Source organism: Phyllobacterium sp. YR531 (assembly GCF_000282595.1).
In the GTDB taxonomy this organism is placed as follows: Bacteria; Pseudomonadota; Alphaproteobacteria; order Rhizobiales; family Rhizobiaceae; genus Phyllobacterium.
Genome location: NZ_AKIZ01000038.1, coordinates 48,466 through 71,713, shown reverse-complemented (window position 1 = coordinate 71,713; position 23,248 = coordinate 48,466). Strand labels below are relative to the sequence as shown.

Here is a 23,248-nt window from a genome sequence, read left to right as displayed (position 1 = left end):
TCTTTTATGCGTTGCAATTTCAACCACCCATTGCGTCAGGTCAAGCGTCAACTTGCTCGCCCCTGACCCAATCGACCCTGAAGCGTGCATTCGGCTGATCACTGAGGATTTTCGACAACGCTGGGAGGATCGTGCGAAGCTCTGCCTCAAGCGTAAATGGCGGATTGACGATAATCATCCCGGTTCCATCGAGTCTTGGCTCGGGTGACGGAGTTCGAATCATCAACTCTGTCTGTAAAATTTTGGGAATGCCGGTGTCTGCAAGCATATTGGTGAAGCGTTTTACCTGTTGCAGGTCTTTAACCGGATACCACAGCGCAAATGTTCCACCCGAAAAGCGTTTATGCGCCCGCACGAGACCATCGACCATTCGGTCGAACTCGCCGCCGATTTCAAATGGTGGATCGATCAGCACCAGCCCGCGCTTTTCCTTTGGTGGCAGATGAGCACCGAGAGCAAGCCAACCGTCCAGCGGGGTGACGCGCGTCTGAAAATCACCTTCAAAAACCTCCGCCAGCAGCTTTGCATCGTGCGGGTGCAACTCCAGAGCTGAAAGTCTGTCCTGTTTACGCAGAAGGTGGCGGATAATGAGAGGGCTGCCAGGGTAATGGCGCATCTGGCCATCGGCATTTTCAGTACGGACAATATCGAGATAGGGAGCCAGAAGTTCCGCCACAGGCGCGTCAAATTTTGTGTCAATCACGCGTCCGATGCCAGTAACCCACTCACCGGTCTTGCCGGCTTCGGTCCCCATCAGATCGTATCGGCCAATACCCGCATGTGTGTCCATCACGCGAAACGCCTGTTCCTTGCGTTGCAGATAGAGGACAATACGCGTCAGGATGATGTGTTTGACCACATCGGCGAAATTGCCGGCATGATAGGCGTGACGATAGTTCATGCGCCGCTTGTTTCATGATGTTCGTCTACTCGCAAGCCGGTTGGTGTCATCCTTGCCGCTTTTAACAACTGCTTCCCGGGCCGGAACCGCAGGAACGTTGATGTTAAAGATAAGATTATACAACTTGCTGGCGTTCATGATTCTGTCATAGAGCAGGGCGGCATGTTCCATCAGGTGGCATGCGCCAGGTAAATATAGAAATGTCCGGAACCGTAGTCCTCGTCGTATTGTTTGCAGCGCTCATGCATGCAAGCTGGAACGCTGTCGTCAAATCCGAGGGCGACAAGTTTCTCAACACAGTTGTGGTTGTCACTTCAGCTGGATTGATTGCTGCTGTCTGTCTGCCATTCCTGCCTGCACCGGCGCGCGAAAGCTGGCCTTTTCTGGCTGCATCAGGCGTTGCGCAGGTTATTTATCTCGCCCTTGTCGCGGCTGCCTATCGCAGCGGAGACATGAGCCAAGCCTATCCCATTATGCGCGGCACAGCGCCTTTGATCGTCGCTATCGCCAGCGGTCCCTTGATCGGAGAGGTGCTTTCCTTGCAGAAATGGGCAGGTATTGCCCTTATCTGCAGCGGCGTCCTTGCGCTTGCGTTGGAGTCACGCCGCCGCGCCGGGGCAAATCGGGCCGCGACAATGTTTGCGCTGATCAATGCGCTGGTCATTGCGTCTTACACCTTGATTGATGGACTTGGCGTACGCCATTCGGGCGCACCGGCTGCCTATACGATGTGGGTTTTTGTTTTGAATGCCATACCACTGCTCTTATGGACGCTTGTCATGCGCCGCGGCGAGTTATGGCCGCATTTTGTCAAACGAACCCGTCTGGCAACGATCGGCGGTGTCGGTACTCTCGGTTCCTATGGCCTCGCTCTATGGGCGATGACCATGGCACCTGTTGCTGCCGTGGCTGCACTGCGGGAAACTTCAATCCTGTTCGCAGTCGCCATTTCAGCTTTTATCCTGAAAGAAAGCGTCGGACCGAAACGACTTGCCGCAGTTGCACTTATAGCTGCTGGTGCTGCGGTAATGCGTTTGGCCTAGAATCCTTGTCACCAAGACAAAAAGCTGCATTTCTGTCGTAAAGTTTTTGCGCTATGCCTAGCTGATGAACAAACCTGTCCTTCTCCGCACCGGGCATTCGGCTTGCCCTCATGATTGTCCTTCGACGTGTGCGCTCGATATCGAGATACTCGATTCCGGCATGATAGGGCGTGTGAGAGGTGCCAAGGACAACAGCTATACCGCCGGGGTGATCTGCGCCAAAGTCGCGCGCTATGCGGAGCGCATCCATCATCCTGATCGCTTGCTAAAGCCCTTAGTTCGAAGTGGCGCAAAGGGCGAGGGCATCTGGAAGGAAGCGAGCTGGGAAGCAGCGCTTGATCTGATCGCGGAGCGTTTCCTCAAGGCTGAGGCCGAATTTGGCTCTGAAAGTATCTGGCCTTACATCTATGCTGGAACGATGGGTCTGGTGCAGCGGGATAGCGTGCACAGGCTTCGTCATGCCAAGAAATATACCAATACATTCGATAGCATCTGCACCAATCTGGCGACGACCGGCTTTTATGCTGGCACGGGCAAGCTTGCCGGTGTCGATCCACGCGAAATGGCGAAATCCGATTGCGTTGTAATCTGGGGCACCAATGCCGCCGCGACGCAGGTCAACGTCATGACTCACGCCGTGCGGGCCCGTAAGGATCGCGGTGCGAAGATAGTCGCTATTGATATTTATGAAACTGCGACCGTCCGTCAGGCCGATCTCGGCCTCGTTCTGAAGCCCGGTACTGATGGTGCTCTGGCTTGCGCGGTCATGCATGTCTTGTTCCGCGATGGGTTGGCTGATTGGGACTATCTGACTGCCTATACGGATGATCCCAAAGGCTTGGAGCAGCATCTGCAAAGTCGTAGCCCTGAATGGGCCGCAGCTATCACCGGCCTTTCGGTGGCGGAGATTGAGGAGTTTGCAAAGCTCGTCGGAACAACAAAGAAGACCTTTTTCCGCCTCGGATTTGGCTTTACCCGTCAACGCAACGGCTCGGTAAACATGCACGCGGCATTATCAATTCCCGCGGTCACAGGCGCTTGGAAGTATGAAGGCGGCGGAGCATTCTATTCCAATTCCGGCATATACAGCATGGACAAGCGCGAGATTGAAGGACGAGCCTTTGCTGACCCGTCTATCCGCCACATCGACCAGAGCCGTATCGGCGCTGCGCTCACAGGCGATCCAAGCGCGCTTTATGGTGGTCCGCCTGTAAAGGCGATGCTTGTGCAGAATACCAATCCAGCCAATGTCGCACCGGAACAGCGCCTCGTGCGGCAGGGTATGTTGCGCGATGATTTCTTCATGGCAGTGCACGAACAATTCATGACCGATACGGCAAAGCTTGCCGATGTCGTGCTGCCCGCCACTATGTTTATGGAGCATGATGATATTTATCGCGGCGGCGGTCAGCAACATATTGTGCTGGGCCCGAAGCTGATTGACGGACCCGGTGAAACACGTCCGAATGTTTTTGTGATCAATGAATTGGCCAACCGGCTGGGTGTCGGCGATCTGCCCGGTTTCAATCTCGACGAGAAGACCCTCATCGACAACATGATGCATTCCAGCAATTTGCCGGGCTTTGACATGCTCAAGCAGTTGCGCTGGCTTGATATGCAGCCCGATTTTGAAACAGCTCATTATCAGAAGGGTTTCAGCTGGCCCGACGGAAAGTTCCGGTTCAAGCCCGATTGGCTCGGTACTCTGTCGCCCAACCGGCCACCACAATCCATGGGGCCGCAAGGGCCGTTTGAAACATTACCGGAATGGCCAGATTATTTCCGTTCCATCGAACTAGCTGACGACAAGCATCCGTTCCGTCTGGCAACATCGCCGGCGCATAACTTCCTGAATTCCACCTTTGCTGAAACCCCGACATCGGGTCAGAAAGAGCGCAGGCCGGAACTGCTGATCCATCCGGAAGACGCAGAAATGCTTGGCATCGAAGAAGGGGCACGCGTTGAGGTCGGCAATGATCGCGGTGAAGTTGTTGTGCATGCCCGCGTACAGCCTTTGACCAAGCGGGGAGTGGTAATATCAGAGGGCATTTTCGCCAATTCATCCTTCGAACGCGGCGAGGGCATCAATGTGCTGACCGGCGCTGACGCACCTGCACCCTATGGCGGCGCAGCTTTCCACGACAACAAGGTCTGGGTGAGATTGGCTTTGAACTGAGTTTGAACGATACGGTGTTTTAGGTTTTAGAATCTTTGTATTTTTATAATATTGGCTGCATATTTTATGGCGATAACCATTCAGGAAACTGATAGTTTCTACAATTGGGTCAACGATTTACGTGACCTGCGTGCTAGGATTAAAATATATGAGCGCATTGATCGCTTGGCTGGAGGAAATCCGGGTGACTCCAAATCAGTTGGAGAAGGGATCATCGAGCTGCGGATCAATTATGGTCCTGGATATAGAGTTTATTTTTTACAGCGGGGCCATGTTTTGATTATTTTGCTGTGCGGCGGTGACAAAAACACGCAAGATCGTGATATTAAGAAAGCAAAAGTCTTGGCAAATAGTCTTAAAGGCAAAAGCGAATGACTAAATTACGTAACTACGACACTGTACGGCATCTCGACTCCGAAGAAATGATTTTTGAGTACTATTTAGCTGTTTCCGAAGAAGGTACATCAGCGGAGGTCGATCGTGCCCTAACTGTAATCGCTCGAGCAAAAGTAATTAGTGATCTCGCAACGAAAACAGGCCGCACCTATCGGGAGATTTACGAACTTATGAATGGTGACGGTGAACCAAATCTTTCGACGGTTCTGGCCATTTTTAAAACCCTTGGTGTTTCACACCCACCAGCACGTCGTTCAAAAAACAATCAAGACGCCGCTTAACGTTGTTTCTTAATCGCTGAAAACAGTCCGGCCCTCTTTCATGATAGCCTTGCCAGTCGCGACCAGAGCTAGTGCGCGCGCATAGGTTTCATGTTCCACACTTAGTACCCGCTGAGCCAGTATATCTGGCGTATCCCCCGTTTTCACGGGAACAGCGGTCTGGGCAATGATCGGGCCATCATCCATACCGGCGGTTACGAAATGCACGGTGCAGCCGTGTACACGTACCCCGGCTTCCAGCGCCTGCTCATGAGTATGCAGACCCTTGAACAGTGGTAGCAGCGAAGGATGGATGTTGAGCATCTTCCCTTCCCACTCCGCAACAAATTCCGGTGAGATGATCCGCATGTAGCCTGCAAGGCAAACCAGATCGGCCTTCGCTTCAGCCAGCGCTGCGGAAACCGCTGCTTCGTGCTCCCGCTTTGAAGCATAGTCGCGATGGGGAATGGCAATCGCCGTGATACCTTCGGCGCGTGCTGTCTCCAACCCGCCGGCGTCCGCCTTGTTGGCAATGACGGCGACGATTTCGGCAGGGTAGTCGTGCTGTTTCGCCGCTTCTACAAGCGCGCTCATATTGGAGCCGCGCCCGGAAATCAGCACTGCAACGCGTTTTTTGCTCACAGCGCCCTGGCTCACAATGCCAAAGTGCCCTGATAGACGACGCCGCTGTCAGCACGTGCAACCATTGTACCGAGGCGGACAGCTTCTTCGCCCTGAGTTTGCAACGCAGCCAGAACAGCATCAGCATTTTCAGGCGCTACAACGACAATCATGCCGATGCCGCAATTGAATGTCCGCAGCATTTCATCGCGCTCGACACCACCAGTCTTCGCCAGCCATGAGAATACGTCAGGAACGTTGATTGCAGAAAGGTCGATGCTCGCGGTCAGGTTTTTCGGCAGTACACGGGGAATATTATCGGGAAACCCACCACCGGTAATATGTGCGAGCGCCTTGATCGCATTGGTTTCGCGGATGGCTGCAAGCAAGGATTTCACATAGATGCGTGTTGGCGTCAGCAGGGCTTGACCCAGCGTTGTATCTGTCTTGAATGGCGCGTCAGCATCCCAGCCAAGGCCGGAAAGCTCGACGATACGCCGTACGAGCGAGAAACCATTGGAGTGAACACCGGAGGAGGCCAGACCGAGGATGACATCGCCTTCGACGATATCGCCGGTCGGCAGAAGCTGGTTGCGCTCGGCCGCACCAACGGCAAAGCCGGCAAGATCGTAATCGCCATCGCGGTACATGCCTGGCATTTCTGCCGTTTCGCCGCCAATCAGCGCACAACCTGCCTGCAGACAGCCTTCAGCAATGCCGCCGACAATTGCAGCGCCCTGATCGGGATCAAGCTTGCCGGTCGCGAAATAGTCGAGGAAGAACAGCGGCTCAGCGCCCTGTACCACCAGATCATTGACGCACATGGCGACAAGATCGATTCCAACCGTGTCATGAACGCCCGCATCAATGGCAATCTTCAGCTTTGTGCCTACGCCATCATTGGCCGCGACCAGTACGGGATCTTTGAAACCCGCTGCTTTCAGGTCGAAAAGACCACCAAACCCGCCGATTTCGCCATCAGCGCCCGGGCGGCGTGTGGAGCGTACCAGCGGCTTGATCTTCTCGACAAGCAGATTGCCTGCATCAATATCGACACCCGCCTGCGCATAGGTGAGGCCATTCTTGCCGGGCTGTTTTTCGGTGCTCATGGTCAACTCCAGATTATTGCCCGCGAAATGACACGACTCCGGCCAAGCTGCAAGGTCTGAGTGTCGCCAGCACTGATAAAATTGCTCTGGAACCTTGACCGCGGCGGTAACGACTGCCTATCTCCCAGACTGAACAATGAGAATGGCAGGTTATGAGCAAAACTCCGGGCAAGGCTGTAGCGACAAAGAAACCTCCTGTTCCGGTCGAGATTCCGGATCAGGATATCCATGTCGAGGTGCAGCTTAATACGCTCACCAGCAATTTCCGGCGTCAGGCCGTATTCTGGACGGCGGCAATGGTCGTATTTGCGCTGTTCCTGTTCATCTTCTCATCAATATTGCTGCCGTTCGTGGCCGGTATGGTGCTTGCCTATTTCCTTGATCCCGTTGCCGACAGGCTTCAGCGTCTTGGGCTGTCGCGTTTGCTCGCGACCATTGTCATCCTTGTGCTCTTCGTTGTGACCTTCACAGTCCTGCTCATAATTCTTGTGCCTGTGCTTGCGTCGCAGATGAGTGATTTCATCGCCAGATTGCCGAGCTACGTCTCGCGCTTGCAGGAGCTCATCGCCAGCAGGGATTCGCAGTGGCTGAAGGATTTCATCGGCGTTGATGCTTCTGTCATTCGCAACAGTCTGGATTCGCTGTTGCAGCAGGGTGCAGGCTTTCTCACCACCTTGCTGCAGTCGATCTGGAGTTCGGGAAAAACGCTGATCGACGTGGTCGCTCTGTTCGTTGTGACGCCAGTCGTTGCGTTCTATATGCTGCTCGATTGGGACCGTATGGTTTCAAAAATTGACCAACTGGTGCCGCGCGATCACCTTTATACGGTGCGGGGCATCGCCACTGATATGAACAAGGCGATTGCCGGTTTTGTGCGCGGGCAGGGCACTGTCTGTCTGCTTCTCGGCATGATCTATGCCGTTGGCCTGACAGTTGTGGGTCTCAATTTCGGTCTGTTGATCGGCTTGTTTGCCGGTCTCATCAGCTTCATTCCCTATGTCGGCTCGCTGGTGGGGCTTGTCCTTGCGCTCTGTGTGGCGCTGGTGCAGTTCTGGCCCGAATGGGGCGGCATCGTCGGCGTGGCTATCGCATTCGGTATTGGCCAGTTTATTGAAGGCAATATCCTGCAACCAAAGCTTGTAGGTCAGTCTGTCGGCCTGCATCCGGTCTGGCTGATGTTCGCTCTGTTTGCTTTCGGTTCGCTCATGGGCTTCACCGGCATGCTCATTGCCGTACCTACCGCCGCTGCAATTGGCGTGCTGGTGCGTTTTGTCATTAATCGTTATCAGCAATCCCCGCTCTACACAGGCGATTTTCGCAAAACTGACGAGACCAAACAAATCAGGTGACAGTATCGCGGCCTAGGCTGTATTTGTTCGCGCCATGAATGACACGACAAAGCCCCGCCAACTGCCGCTGGACCTTGGCCACGAGCCTGGTTACTCGCGTGACGATCTGATTGTCTCCGGCACCAACATGGCTGCCGTGGACATTGTTGATCGTTGGCCCAACTGGATTTCGCCTGTTGTGATACTCGCAGGACCCATCGGCTCGGGCAAAACTCATCTTGCCGCCGTCTGGAAGGCAGAGTCGAACGCAACCATAGTTGACCCTCGAAACATTGCCGCGGCTGCGGGACAGTCCGGCCCTTTTCTGATTGATGATATTGGAACAGGCCCGATTGACGAAGCAGGGCTGTTTCATCTGATCAACAATGTGCGCCAAAGCGGCAGCAGTCTCCTGATGACCTCGCGCAACTGGCCAGTCAATTGGCCTGTAACCTTGCCGGATCTAGCGTCGCGCCTGAAGGCGGCAACAACCGTGGAGATTGGCGAGCCGGACGATATGCTGCTTTCCGGCGTGCTCTACAAGCTTTTCGCAGATCGCCAGATTGCCGTGGAGCCAAATGTCATTGGTTTCCTTGTCAGCCACATCGAGCGTTCGCTTTCTACGGCAAACCGGGTGGTGGAACGACTCGATCGTGCGGCACTGGAAAAGAAGTCGAGGATCACCCGCGCTTTGGCGGCAAGTGTCGTAACGGCGCTGGACGAGGGACAGGTGGCTTTCGACCTTTAATCGCTGCAAAAACAGCGCCAAACCTGCGACCTTCTCGCGCGCTGCTGTTTTTTATTGGATTTGTTCAATTTATAGCTTGCTTCTCGTCTCGGGAAACTCTAGTCAGGCAACCGTTGAAGAACACGGAGCGTAGCGCAGCCTGGTAGCGCATCTGGTTTGGGACCAGAGGGTCGGGAGTTCGAATCTCTCCGCTCCGACCACTTCACCCTCGATTGCTGCTGGAACTGAAGCAAAGCCTGTAATATATCGGAATTGCAGACAAAAGGATTTCTTCAATGGCCGCACGCATTTATCGCCCAGCAAAAACAGCAATGCAGTCAGGCAAGGCCAAGACCGAAGCCTGGATGCTTGAGTTTGAGCCCGAGCAGCCCCGCAAGGTTGAGCCGCTGATGGGTTATACGTCTTCGCGCGATATGAAGAGCCAGATTCGCCTTTCGTTCGATACAAAAGAAGATGCGATCGCTTACGCCCAGAAAAACGGCATTGCCTATTCCGTTCAGGAGCCGAAGGAAACGCGCCGCCGCGTTGTATCCTATTCGGAGAACTTCAAGTTCGACCGTAAACAGCCTTGGACGCATTGATTATACAGATTGGTCCCGTAGCTCAGCTGGATAGAGCACCGGCCTTCTAAGCCGACGGTCACTGGTTCGAATCCAGTCGGGATCGCCACCTCTTCAAAACACTGTCAGATTTCGGGATATCAGTTCCGGCCGTTCATACTGCCACTCTTGCAGTTCCAGTATCCGGAAGCGCAGGATCGTGTAGATGGGTCAAGGCTGACTTTGCGAGGTGTCCATGAGTTGTATGAGCCGCAACCAGCGGCGAACAATGCTCCAGAAATGACGATAATTGTACAGAGCTTTCTCATTTCCCCTCCTCAAGCGACACTGCGCCAGATAACAATACATTGGGCTTTGATAGAGTCCAGTCTCTGCGGTGGTGGATCGAAACGAAAGGCAATTGCCAGTCTTTCTAATGCCCGTTCAAAGGTTTAACCCGGATATGGGAATTAATTAATTAAGACTGCTATGGCTTTGTTTTGATCGAACGAGCGGGAGTGAAGTTTGAAAACCACTTTTATTATTGATGGCCAGAATGTCAGCGATATCCCGTCATTTTACTCGGAGATTAATCGGGTGTTTATGGCAGATGAGGATTGGAAGCTGGGCCCAAGTCTGGATGCCCTGAACGATATGTTCCATGGCGGCGTCGGCGCAATCAAAGGAGATGAACCAGTTACATTGATCTGGAAGGACATGGAAAAGAACAGGGGTGACCTCGGGCTGGAGGTTACCCGAAAGTTCTATCAGGAAAAGCTGAAACACCCTGGAATATATGATGTACCCGGGATCAAGCAGTCCCTTATTGAGTTGGAAAACGGCACTGGTCCAACTTACTTTGATATCGTGCTGCAAATCATCGCCGACCACGCCAATATTGAACTGCTTGCCCGTTAGCTTTCGCTGACAGTGATGCGGGTGAAGATTTTTACGTGACTGGAAACTCCCGTAAAATACACCATCTGCGTGGGCTCGACCTGCATGAATTTCTCGGAATATTTAGTTTCGCCAAGTTCGACGATGTAAGCGCTGTCGGCAACCGACTCAATTCGGCATTGAACCCCATCGTGCTCTATTAAAACAACCTTACCATCTATCGTCATTTTGCACCGGGGATGAACGACGAATTGCTGTCTCCATCGCACGGTGGTATCGGCGATAACCTGATCTTCAATGGAGATCGCCTCGCCATGAACGCAAACTATTCGGCGTATTGAGGCATTGTCGGCCAGGTTGCTGCGCATGAGCACACCATTTTGCCCTTCAATAGCTGTCATGGAGCCTGTTGCGTGAGGATCTGCCGGATTTGGCCATGCGTTTCGGTCGCAATCATTCGTGAAAATACCGCTATGCGAACGAAATGAGCGGATACTTCTGAATATCGGATCGCGACTATCGTAATTATAGTGACCAGGATCAACGATAAGATCGCGGTTTTTGTAGCTGACGGTAATGCTCGTATCGTCAAAATGTCGATGGCTGAATGTCGAGCCTCCGCATTTTGCAGTCACATAAAGGTCAGCGCCCTTTGAGATGAAAAAGCCCGCTCCAGGAAAGGTCTTTGTACCTGTCTTGGATGCCAATAGCTGATTGTCTACCCAGTGCGTGGGGCGTATCCCCGAGTCGCCAATCATGGCCAAGGATCCGTCAGTTCGAACGAAATAAGGCGACACTGATTCCGCTTTGGCGACGATCTGTTCGAGCGCCGGATCAGCATAAAGACTGTGACTCCTCATGAAGTCCAATATGCTCGCGAACAGATAAACATTCAGCAGGTGATAAGCCGAGCTATTCTCAGTGCAGGCTCCATCGCTATCGAAGGTCAGGCGGGCCATCATCGATATTCTGGCAAGCGCTCTCAATATCCAGATGCGGGAGCGTTCTGTCGTCAGAAAGCCTGGCGAAAGGGCAATCTGCAATAGCGCTTTGTCTGCCATCGTTCCATGGTTGTTCTGGACGTAATGGCTGTCATCAAACAGCCACTCTGCATTTTGATTCAACGACTGCGATATTGCCGAAACCAAGGCTGCCGGAAGGGCAATTGCTCCCTCGTCGTGTTTCTTCAAAAGGTGAACGAGCACACAGCTGCGATTGGTGATTGCATGTTCATCCTTCCACGCAACGACAGACGCCACAGGATTATTCAGCCAGTCGAGATAATCTGAAAGCAGAAAAATGGCTTGTGCCAGATAAGGTCCGTGCGTTGTGTTGGCGTAAGCCACCACAAGATCCTGGATAAAGGGCAGGGAGTGTAGCCATAATTGCCATGAATTATTGGCTGATTCAAAATTTATGGACCAGTCGAGACCCTTCGAAAAATCCACCAGTCCGCCTTGCGGCAGTCTGAAGATTTTCTCCAAGGCACTGTCAGCATTTGCAATGATGTCGGGCGATGCAAAAGGCAGCGAGACTGTCTTCAAAGCCATAGGCTCAAAGGCGGCGTCCAGTTGTTCGTAGTCAAGGATGCGAGGTTTCTTTCTCGCAGACCGGATGCCGTCAAGCCACTGAAACAATTGCACCTTCCCCGCATCAAGCTTTATAAAAATTGTACTCGGGAGAATAAAGCTGGCTGCTTCGGTTCTTCTGCCGCATCCTGTTTTGTATTTGGGAGTTTGCGCCAAACATATACCTAGGCTTCACTAAGCGGTGGCCAATAATGCGGATGATGACAGCAGCATTTTCGAAGTTTGAAATCTAAAAAAGATCACCGAGCAGGAACTTTTGTAATTTTCAAAAGTTAAATGTGGCATGGGGAATCAAGATTTTTTTGGGCTGCCAGAGCCAATCGTGTGTGAAGAATGCCAATCGTCCATTTCGGAAGTTCTTATAGAAACAGATCCGAAATCTCCGGTTCATTGTCCGGAATGCGGCTCATTCATTTGCTTGTGGGATGAAATTCTGAAAATGGGATATCAGTAAAATGAATGCTTTAAAGGTGTTCCTGTTTTTTGGTTTCGGCATCATGACCGGTTTTAAGGTCGTGGCGGGAAATCACTTCTCTCAAATGATGCGATAGCCGACGATAATGATCTGCTGTCTGCAGCGAAATATCTTCCTTTTGCCCGTCACGATCTGACCGAAAGACTTTTTCATCACCGTTTTCCAATCGGACAATGCGTTCTTCATGCTCCTGAACGGCCTGTCTTAGTCTTTCGACAAACTCGCTGTGCATTACTCCCATATTATGGCTCCGAAATAAATCCTTTATCCAGCATAGTCGATTCTGTGCTTGGCATGTTTTTTATGCCGCTTGCCCTGACATATTTTCAGAGGCGGCAATTATATTGCATGAATCTTCAACGACTATGAGATTAATCGGTTCCGGCCTTTGTCCTGTACAGGCAATTACTATCCCGGAATATAAAACCCGGTTTTCACGTACTTGACCGCCAAGTGCATCCCGACACCGACTGCCAGACAAATCAACGAAACAACAAGCCAACCGCGGTAAGGTTTGCCAGCGTTGCTTTTTCGAGATGCAACAACACCAAAAATGAACGCAAGACCGTATAAATAATAAAACCCGCCAACGATGGCGAAGAGCACAATTACCATATGCCAGAGGTCGATGATGTTCTGCATCATTTCGTTCAAAGCCCCGTTATTCTGTCCTGATTGGGGGGGCATCAATAGAAAATTGCACCCGCCGTCGCCAGTACCAATACAACAGTCCAGGGTGGGGCCTTCAAGATCACTAGTGCAACGAAACCGGCAAGGGCAAGTGCCACATCGGACAGGCCTGAAATGCCGCTGGTCCATACCGGGTCATAGAAGGCAGCCAGCAGAATGCCGACGACAGCAGCATTGGCACCTTTCATCGCTGCTTGCCCTAAAGTCTGACGCCGTATCATCTCCCAGAAGGGCATCGCGCCATATACAAGCAGCAGGCCGGGCAGGAAGATTGCAACAAGCCCGATGGCCGCACCGGCCAGACCATTCGGGTAAGGAAGGGCTACAGCGCCGAGATAAGCGGCAAAGGTGAAGAGTGGGCCGGGCATGGCCTGTGCTGCGCCATAGCCCGCAAGAAATACTTCATGGTCAACCCAGCCGGGGCCGACAAGCGTTGCCTCAAGCAGGGGCAAAACCACATGACCGCCGCCAAATACAAGGGCACCAGCTTGATAGAACGCACCGAAGAGTGACAGTGCAGCGATGTTCAGCTTGCTCATAAATGGCATTGCCGCAAAGATCGCCACGAAAAGCACCAATGCCACGATTGCCGGGCCGCGCCTCACGCCCCAGTGCATGTGCGCCGCTTGTGCCATACTGCCCTTTCGGCAAAACAAGATGCCAAGCAGGGCAGCGGCAGCAATAAGGCTGATCTGCGCTGCAGCATTCTCAAAGAATATTGCAATTGCCGCTGCAGCGATGGCAATGGCGATACGCTGGAGGTCCGGTGTTAATGTCCTTGCCATGCCCCAGATCGCTTGGGCGACAATCGCCACCGCCACCAGTTTGAGCCCATTGATGATTCCTTCACCCCATGTGCCGGAGAAAATCGCTGCGCCATAGGCGAGGGCGACCATCAGCACCGCTGAGGGCAGTGTAAACCCGATCCATGCAGCAATGCCGCCGGACAAGCCACCTCGCTGCACGCCTATGACAAAACCGGCCTGGCTGGAGGCGGGGCCGGGTAGGAACTGGCACAGGGCAATGATGTCGGCATATGCGTCATCACTAAACCATTTGCGTCGCGTCACGAACTCGTCCCGAAAATATCCAAGATGGGCAATCGGTCCGCCAAACGAAGTCAGGCCAAGCCGCAGGAACACGGCAAAGATTTCCCGCAGGCGGCTTATCTGTGGACGCTCTGAGTTCATTGAAAGGTCCCGGCGGCGTTGGATAGTCACGGTTTTTGCTTAGTACATCGCAGCAAAATCCGGAACCTATTTCTGTCAGAGGAATTCAACTCTTCCAGCGATTTATAAGGGCCCTTGGCTACTGACACGCCCTTCGCCATTGATTTGCCGCGACTTAAAGCGGTAATGCTGAACTGAAAATTATGGAGTCGCCTGATAATCAATGGAAACCAAAGCCAATTATTTCCTCGTGGCAGTCTTTACGCTCATTGTGGCGCTGCTGGCGGGCGGTTTCTTTTATTGGATCGGCCGTTATGGCGATCGGCGCGATACCGCTACGCTTGAGATCAGGGTTCCGGGCTCTGTTACCGGCCTCAACGTCAAAAGCCCGGTCTTCTTCAATGGTCTCAAAGTCGGTGATGTAACAAGACTCTTTATTGATGGGAGCAATCCTGAAGCAGTCATTGTTCAGACCGAAATCGTGTCAACAACACCGATCACCCGTTCTACAGTGGCAACTCTGGCCTTTGAAATACTTGCTGGTGCCGCGCGTATCGAGCTGACCGGTGGCAAGTCTTATGAGCCGAAACTGCTCGAAGAGGCTGCGAAGGAAGATACTGTTGCACGGGTAGATGTTGATCCGACCTCGCTGAAAACTCTGGTGCAAACGGCGCAGGATTGGATCGAGCGCGTAGACAAGGCAACGGACGTTACGGAAAAATACATTGAGGAGACACGCGGTCCTCTCCTTGAAAGCGTTCGTAATGCCAAGGCATTTTCCGAGGAACTGGCCAGCAGCACCGAAACGATAGATGAGTATGGAAGGCGCGCGCAGAAACTGGAAAGCACAATGCATGACGCACGCGATGTGATTTCGCGCGTCAATGAAGCATCGACGAAAGTCGATGATACGCTTCGTAAGGTCGATGAACAGCTTTCTGACGCAAGGGACAGCACTGTCAGCGAAATCCGCGGCAAGCTCGTGGACTATCAGAACCAGGCAAAGGAGTTGAACAAGACCCTTCAGGGCGTCGCCAACAATCTCGCTAATTTGACCGGCGAGAAGCTACGGAACGCGCAGAAGGTGATTTCCGAAAGCCGCCGCGCAGTCGAGAACATAGAGCGGGGTGTGTCAAATTTTCAGGACAATCCGCAAAAAATGCTCTTTGGAGACGACAATACCGTTCCGGAATATGCGCCTAAGCGCTGACCTATTTAGAAGTGCAGGTGCCCGCCATATTGGTGACCAAGATATAGTACGATTGGTATGATTATAAGAAACAAGATCAGATAGCCCCAAACCGGTGTAAGGTAGGGCGCATAATCATCTTTTTCTTTGTCACCCTCGTCCATCATGGGCTCAAGCGCCTATCCATGAGCATTGCAGCTGGTAATAAGCGACGAAATAGAGGGCTCTCCATGTGGGGTTAACCGCACGGAGAGTCCTCTAATTTATATCATGATGTGCCTGTTGAAGCATATCCGCCTCAAGCACCTATAATTATTTAGAATGCTGCTTGAAACGGCGATGGGTGAAGCCACCTTTGGCACGTTTCAGAATGTCCGACAGCTTGTTGCTGCTGTCGCTCTTTAGAGGCATTTCCGAGCGAACCTTCTGTAGTATCTGGGGTGTCGCGCAGTTTGCATTATGGGGCGTATGAAGGGTCACTTCTGCCATGTTTGTCACTCCCTGAAGAAGAACAAATTACAGCCGGCTTTCACCGGTATTTTCCACCCGAACTGGTAGCGTACGCCCAATTATTTATAGGCACAATAAAATTTGACATAGCGAATCAATCAACACCCCGCCCACCCTTCAATAAGCCGTGATACCGGGCGCAGAACGCGAATTTGCCTCTCAGGCAAGGGCTTTAAGCAGGAGTTCCGCACTTTCTGCGATCAATCGAGCGGCTCATCGACTCAACTTGACCTTGCAGAACACCAGCTTTTTTCTGATTTTCCGCGCGATAGTCCGGCAGGATAGGGCCCAAGCCAACAATGACATTAGGATCCTGATAGCCCTGACCATTGGTAAGCCGGCTGACTTCGGCAGCGGCGCGGCTGCGTTGCGCAATCAGGGCCGGGCACTCGACTGAATCATAGCGAAGCGACGAAATCTTTTCATTATCAAGCTGTCCTTGAATATTGCCGCAGCCTGCAAGCAGGGCGGTCAATATGATTGCTGGAAAGAGTCTCGTTCTCATATGCCAATATCCTCAATCGTGGGCAGCGGGACATGAATGAGGCAACGATATCGTTTTGGCAAGGCGAAAGGCGGTGTAATCTGCACCAAATTACCAGTTTTGGTTGTGTTTATGTAGTAAACCACGGAATCTAGAACTGCGATAGGTAGTTCGACTGCGGGTAGGGGCAATTGATTTTTGCTATGGCTTATCGCTTTCGGGGTAAACTGAATGTACGGAAAGGGTTAATGCCGGGTGGGTGCGGATCGAACTTTTCCCAGTTCAGTCTAAACGATTAGATTTTCTGGTCTTGTATCGTAGAAAACGTAATTATATGAATTGCTTATGGTTATTTCATCAATATGCAGATCAATAATGAACGTTAAACATGGTGCTATTTCTCAATTTAATGAAAAATGTCGAGTATTTAAGTATGGATTAACGATTTGGACTTGCGGTTTGTAGTGTCCGGCACGTATGATTCTGTTTCCGGGAGCCCCCGGCAGTGCAACACAAAGTGAGGAGACAGGAATGCCTGGTTTGCTGCACCCACTTCATGAGGGCCATGCGCCCATCATCTTGCATAACGCCTTTCAGGACGCGATTGACGCCCTGGAGGATTGGGAACTCGGCAGGGACGAACCCGTGATTGACGTCAATGAGAGACAGGTTGCTATCAGCACTGTGTTTCGGCGTTTAGGGACCTGCACTGATATACTTCCCGCACGTACACTGGCCGTCGTGGAGGATCTTCTGCCTTTGCGTTCGGCCGAATTCAAAGCAGGTTCATCGACCTATGCCGATGCTGCCTATAGTCTTTGGGAACTATGCCTGCAAAAACGTGCTGCAAGCAGTGAAATACGCCAGTAGGGCTTAACAGTTTGCGTAAAAAAGCCCGCCGGTCCGACCGGCGGGCTTTTTGTTTAAATGAGAGCGCTTCAGCCGCCGTTCTTTTCCAGCCACGCCTTCATGTCTTTGATCTCGCCTTCCTGTGCGGCAATAATCGTCTCGGCCAGTTTGCGGATTTCAGCGTCCTTGCCATATTCAAGTTCAACCTTGGCCATGTCGATCGCGCCCTGATGATGGGCAATCATGCCGCGTACAAAATCCTTGTCGGCATTGCCTGAAAACGCGATAGCCATATCCTTGTGCATTTTGGTATTGGCCTCGATAAATGCCTTTGAAGAAGGGCCCTGATCGCCCGACTGAGCTTTCATGGCATCAGATTTCATTGCATGTCCGCTGTGTTCCTGCGCCAATGCGGGGGAGGCAAAAGCGACGAGGCAAACAAACGCGGCAGTTTGGAAGTGCTTCAGGTTCATAATATAATCTTTCATCTGAAAAATTGGAGTTTGGCAGGCAGTTCATACCAGCACGCGCTGATCAAATCGAAATCAACTTCGGGTTATGCAGCTTTGGCGGCAGCCAAACCCTTGGCAATATCGGCGATCAGGTCTTCCTTGTCCTCCAACCCGATCTGCAGGCGAATAACCGTTCCCGCATAATTTTTTCCGGTAATTTCCCTGTCGCTGAGCCGGACATGCACTGCCAGACTGGCGAAGCCGCCCCATGAATAGCCAAGACCGAATATCTCCAAAGCGTTCAAAAAAGCATGTGCATGTGTTTTACCGCCTTCAATAACGATGGAGAAAACGCCGCCGCCGCCGGTAAAGTCGCGTTTGTAGATTGCGTGTCCCGCGTGGCTGGGCAGCGCTGGATGCAGCACTTCCACAACGCCATCCTGTTTTTCCAGCCATTCTGCAATCGCCAGCGCGCTTTCCGCATGCCGTTCCATGCGCAAGCCCATGGTGCGAAGTCCGCGCAACACCTGGTAGGCATCATCGCCGCTGACACAAAGACCGAGCGCCGTATAGGTCTGCTCCAATGTCTTGAAATGCTTTTCATTGGCAGAAATCGTGCCCATCAGAATATCTGCGTGGCCTGACGGATATTTGGTTACCGCATGAATCGAAATATCAACGCCGAAGTCCAACGCCTTGAAATGAATCGGTGTTGCCCAGGTATTGTCCATCATCACGACGGCACCCGCCGCATGGGCCTTTTCGGCAATGGCAGGAATATCCTGCATTTCAAAAGTATTTGAACCTGGCGATTCGGTGAAAACAACCTTGGTATTCGGCTTGATCAGCTTTTCAATGTTCGCGCCGACCAGCGGATCGTAATATTCGACCTCAACGCCAAGCCGCTTCAATGTGGTATTGCAAAAATAATGTGTATTGCCATAGCAGCTATCGACCATGAGCAGATGATCGCCCGGCGAAAGAAATGCCAGCAACGGCACTGTCACAGCCAATAGGCCCGATGGCACGAGCAACGTCCCGGCTGATCCCTCAAGTTCATCAATGGCCCGGCAAAGTGCATCGGTCGTGGGCGTGCCGTGCGTTGCATAAGTATAAGGCTGTTTGCCTGTCGCCATGGTTTGCGCGTCAGGAAACAAAACAGTTGATGCGTGCACGACGGGTGGATTGATGAAGCCATGGTAATCCATGGGATCATAGCCACCATGGGCAAGTCTCGTATTGACACCAAGTTTTGAACGAGATTGCTTATCCATGGCTGGTCCTCCAAATTGTCGGCTTATTTATGGGCTTATAGGCTTGTAGAACTATGTCGATAATCGCACCGCACAGCGGTTGCAACAGAAGAAGGATTTTTGATTGGCCGATAGCTCATCTATCGTGCAGCGCCTGGGAAATTCCTTTGCCCGTTACCTGCATATAATCACCTCAAAGCCACTGCCTGATACAAGACCGGTATGGACCGCATCGATGTCGATGGGCGTGGCGCTTATCGCATTTCTTGTATTGGCACTGCATCCATACGATGAATATCTGTCTCGCATGTTCACATCGCCTGACAGCGATCTGCGTAGTCTGCGTGCGATAACCGATATCGGCCTGTCGAAATGGTATGTGGTTCCCGCATTCATCATCGCCGTGTGCCTAATTGCCATCGATTGGCAGCATTTACCCACGCCGCGTCGAAAGCGGCTGCATCTGGTCTATACACAAGCAAGCTTTGCCTTCTGGGCTATTTCCCTTGCCGGAACCTTCACCGCAATTGCTAAATTCCTCATTGGCCGGGCCCGCCCGCCTTTCATTGATACGCTGGGTACTGGACACTTTTCGCCCTTTGCCGGCGGAGACGATCTGGCCAGCTTTCCATCCGGGCATTCGACCACGATGGGCGCAGTAGGCGCTATACTCGCATTATGGTTTCCGCGATGGCGGCTGCCGATCATCCTGGCCACCATGTTCATCGCCTTTACCCGCATTATTGCGCAGGCACATTACCCCACCGATACGGTTGCGGGCTACACTGTCGGCTTTCTTGCGGCAGTAACACTGGCCAGATATCTTGCCAGCCGGGGCGCAATCTTTGGCTATGGGCAGGGGCAATTTCTTCCCGTCATTCGCTCCTGAATGGCATCAAATATTAATCCTTGACCGGAAAGCTCGAATATCCTTCCTTATCAGTGCGTTACTCGTGTGGTCAGTATTCGGCCAAGCTTTGCAGAAGGAAGTTCAATGGGTGTTTCCGCATCGAAATTTCTCGTGGCAACGTCCGCGTTGCTTTTGGCTGCGAGCGGCGCTTGCGCAGCTACGCTAGATATCGTCAAGGAAAAAGGTTTCCTGCAATGCGGCGTCAATACGGGCTCTGCAGGTTTTGCATCACCAAATGACAAGGGTGAGTGGGCAGGTTTTGACGTGGATTATTGCCGCGCTGTTGCGGCTGCCATTTTGGGCGATGGAACCAAGGTCAAGTTCACACCCCTTTCATCGAAAGATCGCTTCACTGCCCTGCAATCGGGCGAGATTGATGTTCTGATCCGCAATACAACATGGACACTGAGCCGCGACACGCAGGGTTTCGATTTCACCGGCGTGAATTATTATGACGGCCAAGGCTTCATGATCAACGGCAAGAAGCTGACAGGTATTACATCTGCGCTGCAACTTTCCGGAGCCACGATTTGCCTACAGGCGGGCACCACGACTGAACTGAACGTGGCTGATTATTTCAAGGCAAACCGTATGGAATACAATCCGGTTGTCTTTGAAAAGCTGGAAGAGGTGAACAACGCCTATGATTCCGGTCGCTGCGACGTTTACACCGATGATCGTGCCAGCTTGCATTCCATTCGCCTGCGTCTTGCTTCCACGGCGGATCACATCGTTTTACCTGAGATCATTTCCAAGGAACCGCTCGGTCCTGCCGTGCGTCAGGGCGACCCGCAATGGGCCGATATAATCCGCTGGACGCACTACGCGTTGCTGACGGCGGAAGAGCTTGGCATTACCAAGGCCAATGTCGATGAAATGGTTAAAAGCGAAAGCCCGGAAATACGGCGTGTGCTTGGCCAGGAGCAGAACACAAAACTCGGTACCGACCTTGGCCTGACCAATGACTGGGTGGTCAATATGGTTCGTGCAGTCGGCAATTATGGTGAGATTTTCGATCGCGATCTGGGAGCGGGCAGCCGCTTGAAAATTGACCGCGGTATCAATGCTTTATGGACCAAAGGCGGCCTGCAATATCCCATGCCCATCCGCTGATTTTCCTGGCGTTCCGTCATCAAATTTTCATCAGCGGTGAATAGGTTGACGGAACGCGCGGAATCGCATTCCGGTATCCGCGCATTTCAGCACATGCTTGCGGCAGTTCTTGCGGTAAAATTCTTCAAAAGGTTTCACGAATGAATAGTTTTACAACTAAACTGGCCATTGCCGCTGCGGCTCTGGCCTTTCTCGGCTTTGGTGCTTCGGCAGAGACGCTCTCGGATGTAAAAAGCAAAGGTTTCCTCCAGTGCGGCGTAAACACCTCGCTTGGTGGTTTTGCCTCGCCAAACGATCAGGGTGAGTGGACAGGCTTCGAGGTGGATTACTGCCGTGCCGTTGCCGCTGCCATTTTCGGTGATGGTTCGAAGGTCAAGTTTACGCCGCTCTCGTCGAAAGACCGGCTTCCGGCGCTCCAGTCCGGTGAGATCGACGTTCTTTTCCGCAGCGCTACCGTAACGCTGAGCCGCGATACCCAGGGTTTCGATTTCCCTGCCGTCTATTATTATGACGGGCAGGGCTTCATGGTGAACACCAAGAAGCTTCCGGGAATCACCTCCGCAAAGCAGCTTTCCGGCGCAACGGTTTGCCTGCTGGCCGGTTCTACGACGGAGTTGAATGCCGCCGATTTCTTCAAGGCCAACAAGATGGAATATAATCCCGTCGTTTTCGAGAAGCTGGAAGAGGTCAAGGCTGCTTATGATTCGGGTCGCTGCGATGTTTACACGACCGATCAGACCGGTCTTTATGCCGCGCGCCTCGCTTTATCCACACCCGCTGACAATCTGGTTCTTCCGGAAATCATTTCCAAGGAGCCGCTTGGTGCCGCTGTTCGTCAGGGCGATCCGCAATGGGCCGATATCATCCGCTGGACGCATTACGCGCTTCTCACCGCAGAAGAATTCGGCATTACGCAAGCCAATGTCGATGAGCTGAAAAACGGTGATAATCCCGAGATCAAGCGTATTCTTGGTCAGGAAGCCAACACCAAACTCGGTGCTGATCTTGGTCTTGGCAATGACTGGGTTGTCAATATCGTCAAGGCTGTGGGCAATTATGGCGAGGTTTTCGAAAAGAACATCGGAAATGGCAGCCCGTTGAAGATTGCAAGGGGAATCAATGCTCCCTGGAACAAGGGTGGATTGCAGTACGCCATGCCGATCCGCTGATTTTCCGATTTTAGTCTTACGGGTGCCAAAATGAGAATTTGGCACCCGTTTTCATTAAAAAAAGTCAGATTGTATAGAAAAACGGCGAACATTTGCTTCGTGTGCAGTATTTTTGACGCTCTTGCTTCAATATTGAGCAAATATTCTCCCTTGACCAAACCCTCAGAATGCCCTTCGATAGATGGGTGAATGGGAGAGGCATTGGGGCCCTTTTCGGGGCTGGGGTAATTAGCCGATGTAAACTACCTCTCTGGGAACGACTACAACAACCAAAGGGCAAATTAATTATGAAAAATCTTGTTTTGAAGGGCGTACTGGCAGCTTCGGCGTTGGTCCTTCTTGCCAACGTCGCTTCGGCCACAGTGCTCGAAGATGTCAAGAAGAAGGGCTTCTTGCAGTGCGGCGTCAATACAGGTCTTCCTGGCTTTGCAGCGCCAAACGATAAGGGCGAATGGTCCGGCTTCGACGTTGACTACTGTAAAGCCGTTGCCGCAGCTGTTTTCGGCGATGCGAGCAAGGTTAAATACACGCCATTGTCTGCGAAGGATCGTCTTCCAGCGCTGCAGTCCGGCGAAATCGACGTGTTGATTCGCAACACCACATGGACACTCAGCCGCGATACGCAGGGTTTTGATTTCCCGGGCGTCAATTATTATGACGGTCAGGGCTTCATGATCAACGCGAAGAAGCTTTCGGGCATCAACTCCGCGCTGCAGCTTTCAGGCGCATCGGTCTGCGTTCAGGCCGGTACAACAACCGAGCTTAACCTTGCCGACTATTTCCGCACCAACAAGATGGAATACAATCCTGTTGTGTTCGAGAAAGTTGAAGAGGTCAACGCAGCCTATGATTCCGGCCGTTGCGATGCTTACACGACCGACCAGTCCGGCCTTTATGCCTATCGTCTGGCATTGACTGCTCCGGATGATCACGTGGTTCTTCCAGAAATCATTTCCAAGGAGCCGCTTGGTCCAGTCGTCCGTCAGGGCGACCCACAATGGGCAGATATCGTTCGCTGGACACATTACGCTTTGCTGACTGCTGAAGAATTCGGCATCACACAGGCAAATGTGGACGAAGTGAAGAATGGCGAAAATCCTGAAATCAAGCGCGTGCTTGGCCAGGAAGCCAATACCAAGCTTGGAACAGACCTTGGTCTGACCAATGATTGGGTTGTCAATATCGTCAAGGCAGTCGGCAATTATGGTGAGATTTTCGAAAAGAACCTCGGTTCCGGCAGCCCGCTGAAGATTGCACGCGGCATCAATGCTCAGTGGAGCAAGGGTGGTCTGCAATACGCGATGCCTATTCGCTGATCGCATACTATAATCGATAGAACCGGGAGAGGGGGCTCCGGCCTCCTCTCAATTTCCTATAA

The 23,248-nt window shown here is 52.3% G+C and carries 25 protein-coding genes and 2 tRNA genes; 16 read left to right on the top strand and 11 right to left on the bottom strand.

Annotated elements, in window-relative coordinates; genetic code table 11:
* Positions 1-40 precede the first annotated feature (40 nt).
* A complete protein-coding gene (locus tag PMI41_RS21745; protein WP_008128469.1) occupies positions 41-901 on the bottom strand; it encodes a 23S rRNA (adenine(2030)-N(6))-methyltransferase RlmJ in 861 nt (286 codons plus the stop codon).
* A 200-nt stretch (positions 902-1,101) separates the two neighbouring features.
* Here PMI41_RS21745 and PMI41_RS21740 point away from each other — a divergent pair, with 200 nt between their 5' ends.
* From PMI41_RS21740 to PMI41_RS21725, 4 genes are all read left to right on the top strand, one after another.
* Positions 1,102-1,944, top strand: coding sequence for an EamA family transporter (locus PMI41_RS21740; RefSeq protein ID WP_008128468.1), 843 nt, complete (start codon positions 1,102-1,104; stop codon positions 1,942-1,944).
* Positions 1,945-2,008: 64 nt separating this feature from the next.
* Positions 2,009-4,120: a molybdopterin oxidoreductase family protein gene (locus PMI41_RS21735; protein WP_008128467.1), complete on the top strand. Its 2,112-nt coding sequence runs from the start codon at positions 2,009-2,011 to the stop codon at positions 4,118-4,120.
* A 66-nt stretch (positions 4,121-4,186) separates the two neighbouring features.
* Positions 4,187-4,495 carry a type II toxin-antitoxin system RelE/ParE family toxin gene (locus PMI41_RS21730; protein WP_008128466.1) on the top strand — a complete coding sequence of 103 codons (309 nt, stop codon included), beginning with the start codon at positions 4,187-4,189 and terminating at the stop codon, positions 4,493-4,495.
* A complete protein-coding gene (locus tag PMI41_RS21725) occupies positions 4,492-4,797 on the top strand; it encodes an addiction module antidote protein (RefSeq protein ID WP_008128465.1) in 306 nt (101 codons plus the stop codon). Before PMI41_RS21730 ends, PMI41_RS21725 begins: the two co-directional genes overlap by 4 nt.
* Positions 4,798-4,806: 9 nt before the next feature.
* On the opposite strand, the gene purN is transcribed toward PMI41_RS21725, so the two are convergent.
* Positions 4,807-5,418: a phosphoribosylglycinamide formyltransferase gene (purN, locus tag PMI41_RS21720; RefSeq protein WP_008128464.1), complete on the bottom strand. Its 612-nt coding sequence runs from the start codon at positions 5,416-5,418 to the stop codon at positions 4,807-4,809.
* Positions 5,419-5,429: 11 nt separating this feature from the next.
* Positions 5,430-6,506, bottom strand: coding sequence for a phosphoribosylformylglycinamidine cyclo-ligase (gene purM, locus PMI41_RS21715; protein WP_008128463.1), 1,077 nt, complete (start codon positions 6,504-6,506; stop codon positions 5,430-5,432).
* Between the two features lie 152 nt (positions 6,507-6,658).
* Between purM and PMI41_RS21710 the strand changes: the two genes are divergently transcribed.
* From PMI41_RS21710 to PMI41_RS21685, 6 genes are all read left to right on the top strand, one after another.
* Entirely contained in the window at positions 6,659-7,855 is a 1,197-nt protein-coding gene (locus PMI41_RS21710) for an AI-2E family transporter (protein WP_008128462.1), read from the top strand.
* Positions 7,856-7,889: 34 nt separating this feature from the next.
* Positions 7,890-8,582, top strand: a complete 693-nt coding sequence (hdaA, locus tag PMI41_RS21705) for a DnaA regulatory inactivator HdaA (RefSeq protein WP_008128461.1) — start codon at positions 7,890-7,892, stop codon at positions 8,580-8,582.
* A gap of 123 nt (positions 8,583-8,705) precedes the next feature.
* A tRNA-Pro gene (locus PMI41_RS21700) sits at positions 8,706-8,782 on the top strand.
* Positions 8,783-8,857: 75 nt separating this feature from the next.
* A complete protein-coding gene (locus tag PMI41_RS21695) occupies positions 8,858-9,163 on the top strand; it encodes an ETC complex I subunit (RefSeq protein ID WP_008128458.1) in 306 nt (101 codons plus the stop codon).
* An 11-nt stretch (positions 9,164-9,174) separates the two neighbouring features.
* Positions 9,175-9,251 (top strand) — tRNA-Arg (locus tag PMI41_RS21690).
* A 395-nt stretch (positions 9,252-9,646) separates the two neighbouring features.
* Positions 9,647-10,039 (top strand): hypothetical protein, encoded by a 393-nt coding sequence (locus tag PMI41_RS21685; RefSeq protein WP_008128457.1) that lies wholly within the window; start codon positions 9,647-9,649, stop codon positions 10,037-10,039.
* Here the strand turns inward: PMI41_RS21685 and PMI41_RS21680 are convergent.
* The 4 genes from PMI41_RS21680 to chrA form a co-directional block, all read right to left on the bottom strand.
* Positions 10,036-11,655 (bottom strand): heparinase II/III family protein, encoded by a 1,620-nt coding sequence (locus tag PMI41_RS21680; protein WP_008128455.1) that lies wholly within the window; start codon positions 11,653-11,655, stop codon positions 10,036-10,038. The two genes, PMI41_RS21685 and PMI41_RS21680, sit on opposite strands and share 4 nt — an antisense overlap.
* A 416-nt stretch (positions 11,656-12,071) precedes the next feature.
* Positions 12,072-12,323, bottom strand: coding sequence for a hypothetical protein (locus PMI41_RS21675; RefSeq protein WP_008128454.1), 252 nt, complete (start codon positions 12,321-12,323; stop codon positions 12,072-12,074).
* A gap of 167 nt (positions 12,324-12,490) precedes the next feature.
* Positions 12,491-12,727 (bottom strand): hypothetical protein, encoded by a 237-nt coding sequence (locus PMI41_RS21670; protein ID WP_157179461.1) that lies wholly within the window; start codon positions 12,725-12,727, stop codon positions 12,491-12,493.
* Positions 12,728-12,768: 41 nt separating this feature from the next.
* Complete coding sequence (chrA, locus tag PMI41_RS21665) at positions 12,769-13,962, bottom strand: chromate efflux transporter (RefSeq protein WP_008128452.1); 1,194 nt, start codon at positions 13,960-13,962, stop codon at positions 12,769-12,771.
* 202 nt (positions 13,963-14,164) lie between these two features.
* On the opposite strand from chrA, the gene PMI41_RS21660 reads away from it, so the two are divergent.
* Positions 14,165-15,151: an MlaD family protein gene (locus PMI41_RS21660; RefSeq protein ID WP_008128451.1), complete on the top strand. Its 987-nt coding sequence runs from the start codon at positions 14,165-14,167 to the stop codon at positions 15,149-15,151.
* A gap of 291 nt (positions 15,152-15,442) precedes the next feature.
* On the opposite strand, the gene PMI41_RS25125 is transcribed toward PMI41_RS21660, so the two are convergent.
* Positions 15,443-15,619 (bottom strand): hypothetical protein, encoded by a 177-nt coding sequence (locus tag PMI41_RS25125; protein WP_008128448.1) that lies wholly within the window; start codon positions 15,617-15,619, stop codon positions 15,443-15,445.
* Positions 15,620-15,812: 193 nt separating this feature from the next.
* Positions 15,813-16,145 (bottom strand): hypothetical protein, encoded by a 333-nt coding sequence (locus PMI41_RS21655; protein WP_008128447.1) that lies wholly within the window; start codon positions 16,143-16,145, stop codon positions 15,813-15,815.
* A 510-nt stretch (positions 16,146-16,655) separates the two neighbouring features.
* Between PMI41_RS21655 and PMI41_RS21650 the strand changes: the two genes are divergently transcribed.
* Positions 16,656-16,994, top strand: a complete 339-nt coding sequence (locus tag PMI41_RS21650) for a hypothetical protein (RefSeq protein ID WP_008128446.1) — start codon at positions 16,656-16,658, stop codon at positions 16,992-16,994.
* Positions 16,995-17,062: 68 nt separating this feature from the next.
* On the opposite strand, the gene PMI41_RS21645 is transcribed toward PMI41_RS21650, so the two are convergent.
* Positions 17,063-17,446 (bottom strand): DUF305 domain-containing protein, encoded by a 384-nt coding sequence (locus PMI41_RS21645; protein ID WP_040856339.1) that lies wholly within the window; start codon positions 17,444-17,446, stop codon positions 17,063-17,065.
* An 83-nt stretch (positions 17,447-17,529) separates the two neighbouring features.
* Complete coding sequence (locus PMI41_RS21640) at positions 17,530-18,699, bottom strand: cystathionine beta-lyase (RefSeq protein ID WP_008128444.1); 1,170 nt, start codon at positions 18,697-18,699, stop codon at positions 17,530-17,532.
* Between the two features lie 103 nt (positions 18,700-18,802).
* On the opposite strand from PMI41_RS21640, the gene PMI41_RS24400 reads away from it, so the two are divergent.
* The 4 genes from PMI41_RS24400 to PMI41_RS21620 all read left to right on the top strand — a co-directional run bounded on the left by PMI41_RS24400 (position 18,803) and on the right by PMI41_RS21620 (position 23,186).
* Complete coding sequence (locus PMI41_RS24400) at positions 18,803-19,567, top strand: phosphatase PAP2 family protein (protein WP_008128443.1); 765 nt, start codon at positions 18,803-18,805, stop codon at positions 19,565-19,567.
* 105 nt (positions 19,568-19,672) lie between these two features.
* Positions 19,673-20,701 carry an amino acid ABC transporter substrate-binding protein gene (locus tag PMI41_RS21630; protein WP_008128442.1) on the top strand — a complete coding sequence of 343 codons (1,029 nt, stop codon included), beginning with the start codon at positions 19,673-19,675 and terminating at the stop codon, positions 20,699-20,701.
* Positions 20,702-20,841: 140 nt separating this feature from the next.
* Complete coding sequence (locus tag PMI41_RS21625; RefSeq protein ID WP_008128441.1) at positions 20,842-21,870, top strand: amino acid ABC transporter substrate-binding protein; 1,029 nt, start codon at positions 20,842-20,844, stop codon at positions 21,868-21,870.
* 287 nt (positions 21,871-22,157) lie between these two features.
* Positions 22,158-23,186 (top strand): amino acid ABC transporter substrate-binding protein, encoded by a 1,029-nt coding sequence (locus PMI41_RS21620; protein ID WP_008128439.1) that lies wholly within the window; start codon positions 22,158-22,160, stop codon positions 23,184-23,186.
* The last annotated feature ends 62 nt before the right edge of the window (positions 23,187-23,248 follow it).

What these genes read in the sequence shown, in the direction of transcription:
- PMI41_RS21745 (WP_008128469.1), bottom strand. Translation starts at nt 901, where the DNA reads ATGAACTATCGTCACGCCTATCATGCCGGCAATTTCGCCGATGTGGTC.
- PMI41_RS21740 (WP_008128468.1), top strand. Translation starts at nt 1,102, where the DNA reads ATGTCCGGAACCGTAGTCCTCGTCGTATTGTTTGCAGCGCTCATGCAT.
- PMI41_RS21735 (WP_008128467.1), top strand. Translation starts at nt 2,009, where the DNA reads ATGAACAAACCTGTCCTTCTCCGCACCGGGCATTCGGCTTGCCCTCAT.
- PMI41_RS21730 (WP_008128466.1), top strand. Translation starts at nt 4,187, where the DNA reads ATGGCGATAACCATTCAGGAAACTGATAGTTTCTACAATTGGGTCAAC.
- PMI41_RS21725 (WP_008128465.1), top strand. Translation starts at nt 4,492, where the DNA reads ATGACTAAATTACGTAACTACGACACTGTACGGCATCTCGACTCCGAA.
- purM (WP_008128463.1), bottom strand. Translation starts at nt 6,506, where the DNA reads ATGAGCACCGAAAAACAGCCCGGCAAGAATGGCCTCACCTATGCGCAG.
- PMI41_RS21710 (WP_008128462.1), top strand. Translation starts at nt 6,659, where the DNA reads ATGAGCAAAACTCCGGGCAAGGCTGTAGCGACAAAGAAACCTCCTGTT.
- hdaA (WP_008128461.1), top strand. Translation starts at nt 7,890, where the DNA reads ATGAATGACACGACAAAGCCCCGCCAACTGCCGCTGGACCTTGGCCAC.
- PMI41_RS21695 (WP_008128458.1), top strand. Translation starts at nt 8,858, where the DNA reads ATGGCCGCACGCATTTATCGCCCAGCAAAAACAGCAATGCAGTCAGGC.
- PMI41_RS21675 (WP_008128454.1), bottom strand. Translation starts at nt 12,323, where the DNA reads ATGGGAGTAATGCACAGCGAGTTTGTCGAAAGACTAAGACAGGCCGTT.
- PMI41_RS21670 (WP_157179461.1), bottom strand. Translation starts at nt 12,727, where the DNA reads ATGATGCAGAACATCATCGACCTCTGGCATATGGTAATTGTGCTCTTC.
- chrA (WP_008128452.1), bottom strand. Translation starts at nt 13,962, where the DNA reads ATGAACTCAGAGCGTCCACAGATAAGCCGCCTGCGGGAAATCTTTGCC.
- PMI41_RS21660 (WP_008128451.1), top strand. Translation starts at nt 14,165, where the DNA reads ATGGAAACCAAAGCCAATTATTTCCTCGTGGCAGTCTTTACGCTCATT.
- PMI41_RS25125 (WP_008128448.1), bottom strand. Translation starts at nt 15,619, where the DNA reads ATGGCAGAAGTGACCCTTCATACGCCCCATAATGCAAACTGCGCGACA.
- PMI41_RS21655 (WP_008128447.1), bottom strand. Translation starts at nt 16,145, where the DNA reads ATGAGAACGAGACTCTTTCCAGCAATCATATTGACCGCCCTGCTTGCA.
- PMI41_RS21650 (WP_008128446.1), top strand. Translation starts at nt 16,656, where the DNA reads ATGCCTGGTTTGCTGCACCCACTTCATGAGGGCCATGCGCCCATCATC.
- PMI41_RS21645 (WP_040856339.1), bottom strand. Translation starts at nt 17,446, where the DNA reads ATGAACCTGAAGCACTTCCAAACTGCCGCGTTTGTTTGCCTCGTCGCT.
- PMI41_RS21640 (WP_008128444.1), bottom strand. Translation starts at nt 18,699, where the DNA reads ATGGATAAGCAATCTCGTTCAAAACTTGGTGTCAATACGAGACTTGCC.
- PMI41_RS21630 (WP_008128442.1), top strand. Translation starts at nt 19,673, where the DNA reads ATGGGTGTTTCCGCATCGAAATTTCTCGTGGCAACGTCCGCGTTGCTT.
- PMI41_RS21625 (WP_008128441.1), top strand. Translation starts at nt 20,842, where the DNA reads ATGAATAGTTTTACAACTAAACTGGCCATTGCCGCTGCGGCTCTGGCC.
- PMI41_RS21620 (WP_008128439.1), top strand. Translation starts at nt 22,158, where the DNA reads ATGAAAAATCTTGTTTTGAAGGGCGTACTGGCAGCTTCGGCGTTGGTC.